Consider the following 3,954-nt stretch of genomic DNA (forward strand, 5'->3'; position numbering starts at 1 on the left):
CGCCGCGCCGGTGGCGTCGCGGGAGGTGCGGTTCGCGCTGGTCCGGGTCCGGATCGAGCTGGGCGACCTGGACGTCGCCGCGCGGCTGCTGGGGGAGCTGGAGGCCGAGCAGCCCGACGACTGGCGGGTCGACTGGTACCGGGGCGCCCGCGCGCTGGCGGACGGCCGCGCCGCCGACGCCGCCGCCGTGTTCTCCGACCTGTACGACCTGATGCCGGGCGAGCAGGCGCCGAAGCTCGCGCTCGGCTTCTGCAAGGAGCTGCTGGGCGAGCACGTGGCCGCCGGGCGCTTCTACGCGACGGTCTGGCGCACCGACCCGACGCACGTCAGCGCCGCGTTCGGGCTGGCCCGCGCGTACCTGGCGGGCGGCGACCGGGGCAGCGCGGGACGCGTGCTGGACTCGGTGCCGCGCATCTCCAGCCACTACCTGGCCGCGCAGCTCGGCGCGGTCGGGGCGGCGGTGCGGGGGCGTCCGGCCGGGGAGCTGAACGCGGCGGCGCTGGTGGAGGCGGGGCGGCGGCTGCGGTCGCTGCGGCTGGACACCGAGCGGTACTCGGCGTTCGTCGCGGAGGTGCTGGAGGCCGCGCTCGGCTGGCTGCGCGCCGACCGGACCCCGGCGCAGCTGCGACCGGAAAAGGACATCCTCGGCATCCCGCTGGAAGAGCCTCGACTGCGGGCGAAGCTGGAGGAGACTTACCGGGTGCTCGCCAAGCTCGCGGACGGACCGGGACACCGCCACGCGATGGTGAAGCGCGCCAACGCCGTCCGCCCGAGGACGCTGTTCTGACGATGATCGGGCACGGGAACGCGGCGCGCGGGGACGCCGCCTGCCTCGACTGCGGGAGCTGGGCCGTCACGGCGGACGGCTTCTGCGAGCGGTGCGGGCTGCGGCAGCCGGGCGCCGACGAGCACGCCGAGGCGCACCTGGTGGTGGACGGGCGGCCCGCGCTGGGCGCCGGCATCAGCGACCCGGGGCTGCGCCGCGTCCGCAACGAGGACGCGTTCGCGCTGGCGGCGCTGCCGCACGGGGCGTGCGGGGTCGTCTGCGACGGGGTCGCGACGGCGCCGGGGTCGCGGGAGGCGGCGCGCGCCGCGGCGCAGACGGCGTCGGCGGTGCTGCTCGACCGGATCGCGGCGGGCGCGGCCCCCGACGAGGCGACGCGGGAGGCCGCCGGGCGGGCGGGCGAGGCCGTCGCGGCCCTCGCCGACGCCGACGGCCCCGGCCCGGCCTGCACGTTCGTCTCGGCGGTCGTGGCGGCGGACCGGGTCACGATCGCCTGGCTCGGCGACAGCCGCGCCTACTGGCTGTCGGCGGCGGAGTCGTTCCCGCTGACCACGGACGACTCGTGGGCGGTGCGGGCGGTCGCGCGGGGCGAGCTGACCGCCGACGCGGCCTGGACGGACCGCCGCGCGCACATGCTGACGGCGTGGATGGGGGCGGACGCGGGCGCGTTCGAGGCGCACGTGGCCGCGTTCGAGCCGGACGGCCCGGGACTCGTGCTGATGTGCAGCGACGGGCTGTGGAACGATCTCCCGGACGCGGCGGCGCTGGCGTCGGTCGCGCTCGGCGGGGCGGGCGGTGAGGCGGGGCCGCTGGGGGCGGCGCGGCGGCTGGTGCGGGCGGCGCTGGACGCGGGGGGACACGACAACGTGACGGTGGTGGTCATCGAGTTCCCGCCGCCCGACCCGACGAGGGAGCCCGGCAGATGAGCGAACGTCCCGAGTTCACGATCCGCGTGGACCAGAACCCCTACCTCCCGGCGGGCGGCCGCGAGATGCACGCCATCGTGACCGTCGAGTCCCGCGCGGACGGCGACACCGGACCGCCCGCCGAGGGCGGCGCCGCGGAGGTCATCATCATCGACACGTCCGGGTCGATGTCGTACGGCGGCAAGATGGCCGCGGCGCGGCGCGCGGCGAAGGCGGCCGTCGAGGTGCTGCGGGACGGGGTGCGGTTCGCGGTCGTCGCGGGCGCGAACCGGCCGCGGATGATCTACCCGCAGGGGGAGCGGCTGGTCGAGGCGAGCGCGTCGACGCGGCGCAGCGCGGCGAACGCGGTCGCGCGGCTGGACGCGGCGGGCGGCACCGCGATCGGGTCGTGGCTGCGGCTGGCGGACCGGCTGTTCGAGGGGCAGGACGGCCTCGTCAAGCACGCGATCCTGCTGACCGACGGCAAGAACCAGCACGAGAGCGCCGAGGAGCTGGACGCGGCGCTGCGGCAGTGCACCGGGCACTTCCTGTGCGACGCGCGCGGCGTCGGCACGGACTGGGAGGTCGCCGAGCTGCGCAAGATCACCTCGGCGCTGCTGGGCGGGTTCCTGGACGTCCCCGACCCGAAGGACCTGGAGGCCGACTTCCTCGCGATGACGCGGGCGGCGATGGGCAAGCAGCTCGCGGACGTGGCGCTGCGCGTGTGGACGCCGCAGAACGCGGAGCTGCGGTTCCTCAAGCAGATGGTGCCGACCGTGGACGACCTGACGGCCCGGCGGGCGGAGTCGGGGACGCAGACCGTCGACTACCCGCTCGGCGCGTGGGGCAGCGAGAACCGCGAGTACCACCTGTGCGTGGAGGTCCCGCCGGGCGACATCGGGCGGCAGATGCGCGCGGCGTGGGTGAAGCTGATCGCGCCGGGCGCGGGCGGCGAGGCCGAGCGGGTGCTGGCGTCCGGGAACGTCCTCGCCGAGTGGACCGACGACGAGGCCCGCTCGACGCGGATCAACGGGCGGGTCGCGCACCACACCGGGCAGTCGGAGCTGGCCGACGCGATCCAGGAGGGGCTGGAGGCCCGGCGCGAGGGCGATGAGGACACCGCGACGGCCCGGCTCGGCCGCGCCGTGGTGCTCGCCCGCGAGGTCGGCAACGAGCAGATCGCGGGCCTGCTCGACAAGGTGGTGGACGTCATCGACCCGGCGACGGGGACCGTCCGGCTGAAGTCGGACGTGTCGAAGGCGGACGAGATGTCGCTCGACACCCGCTCGGTGCGGACCGTCCGGACGGCCCGGACGCGCAAGGACGACGCGCCGCCGCCCAGGGCCCCCGGCGAGCCGCCGAGCGCGCCGCCGAGCGAGCCCCCGAGCGCCCCGCCGGGTACGCGGCCGGGCACGCCGCCGGACGAGGCCGGGAGCTGAGGCCATGCCGGTCTGCGCGAACGGGCACGTGTCCGCCGCCGACGACTACTGCGACGTGTGCGGCGACCTCATGGAGGGGGCGCCGCGCGCGGAGTTCACCATGGTCGAGCACGGCGCCGTCTCGATCGCCGACCCCGCCGGGGCGGGAGCGGCCTCCCGCCCGGCGCCGGAGGAGGCACCGGAGTCCGAGGAGTGCCCCGACTGCGGCACCCCCCGCAGCGGCCGGTTCTGCGAGAACTGCGGCTACGACTTCGCGACCAGCACCGCCCAGGCCGGCGAGGCCCCCGACGAGGTCCCCGGACCGGCGCCGCAGGCCCCCGCGCGCTGGCACGCGGTGGTCACGGCCGACCGCGACTACTACGCCTCGGTGATCGCGCAGGAGGGCCCCGACTCGGCGTCGCTGGAGTTCCCGCCGTACTGCCCGGAGCGCCGCGTCCCGCTGCGCGGCGAGCAGATCCGGATCGGCCGGCGCAGCGCGTCCCGCGCGACCGTCCCGGAGATCGACCTCGGCGGCCCGCCCGAGGACCCCGGCGTCTCGCACCTGCACGCGGTGCTGCTCGCCCGGCCCGAGGGCGGCTGGCTGCTCGTCGACCCCGGCTCCACCAACGGGACGACGGTGAACGGCGGCGCCGACCCGATCGCGGTGAACACGCCGGTCCCGCTCGGCGACGGCGACCGCGTCCACGTCGGCGCCTGGACGACCATCACCCTGTCCCTTCAGGAGGGCCCGCCATGACGATGACGCCCGCGCAGCCGGCGGCGCCGCCCGGCGCCCGCCCTCCCGGGACGCCGGCGCCCCCGCCCGGCGCGGACGCCGTGCCCGCCG

The 3,954-nt window shown here is 77.2% G+C and carries 4 protein-coding genes; all 4 read left to right on the forward strand.

Features of this window, described 5'->3' with window-relative positions; genetic code table 11:
* A partial coding sequence (locus ABZ914_RS48065) for a tetratricopeptide repeat protein (protein WP_500201312.1) occupies positions 1 to 787 on the forward strand: 787 nt, incomplete at its 5' end.
* Positions 788 to 789: 2 nt separating this feature from the next.
* Positions 790 to 1,710 carry a PP2C family protein-serine/threonine phosphatase gene (locus ABZ914_RS48070; RefSeq protein WP_500201313.1) on the forward strand — a complete coding sequence of 307 codons (921 nt, stop codon included), beginning with the start codon at positions 790 to 792 and terminating at the stop codon, positions 1,708 to 1,710.
* Positions 1,707 to 3,128 (forward strand): vWA domain-containing protein, encoded by a 1,422-nt coding sequence (locus ABZ914_RS48075; protein WP_500201314.1) that lies wholly within the window; start codon positions 1,707 to 1,709, stop codon positions 3,126 to 3,128. Before ABZ914_RS48070 ends, ABZ914_RS48075 begins: the two co-directional genes overlap by 4 nt.
* Positions 3,129 to 3,132: 4 nt before the next feature.
* A complete protein-coding gene (locus tag ABZ914_RS48080; RefSeq protein WP_500201315.1) occupies positions 3,133 to 3,864 on the forward strand; it encodes an FHA domain-containing protein in 732 nt (243 codons plus the stop codon).
* The last annotated feature ends 90 nt before the right edge of the window (positions 3,865 to 3,954 follow it).

It is taken from the genome of Spirillospora sp. NPDC046719, assembly GCF_040645715.1.
Lineage (GTDB): Bacteria > Actinomycetota > Actinomycetes > Streptosporangiales > Streptosporangiaceae > Spirillospora.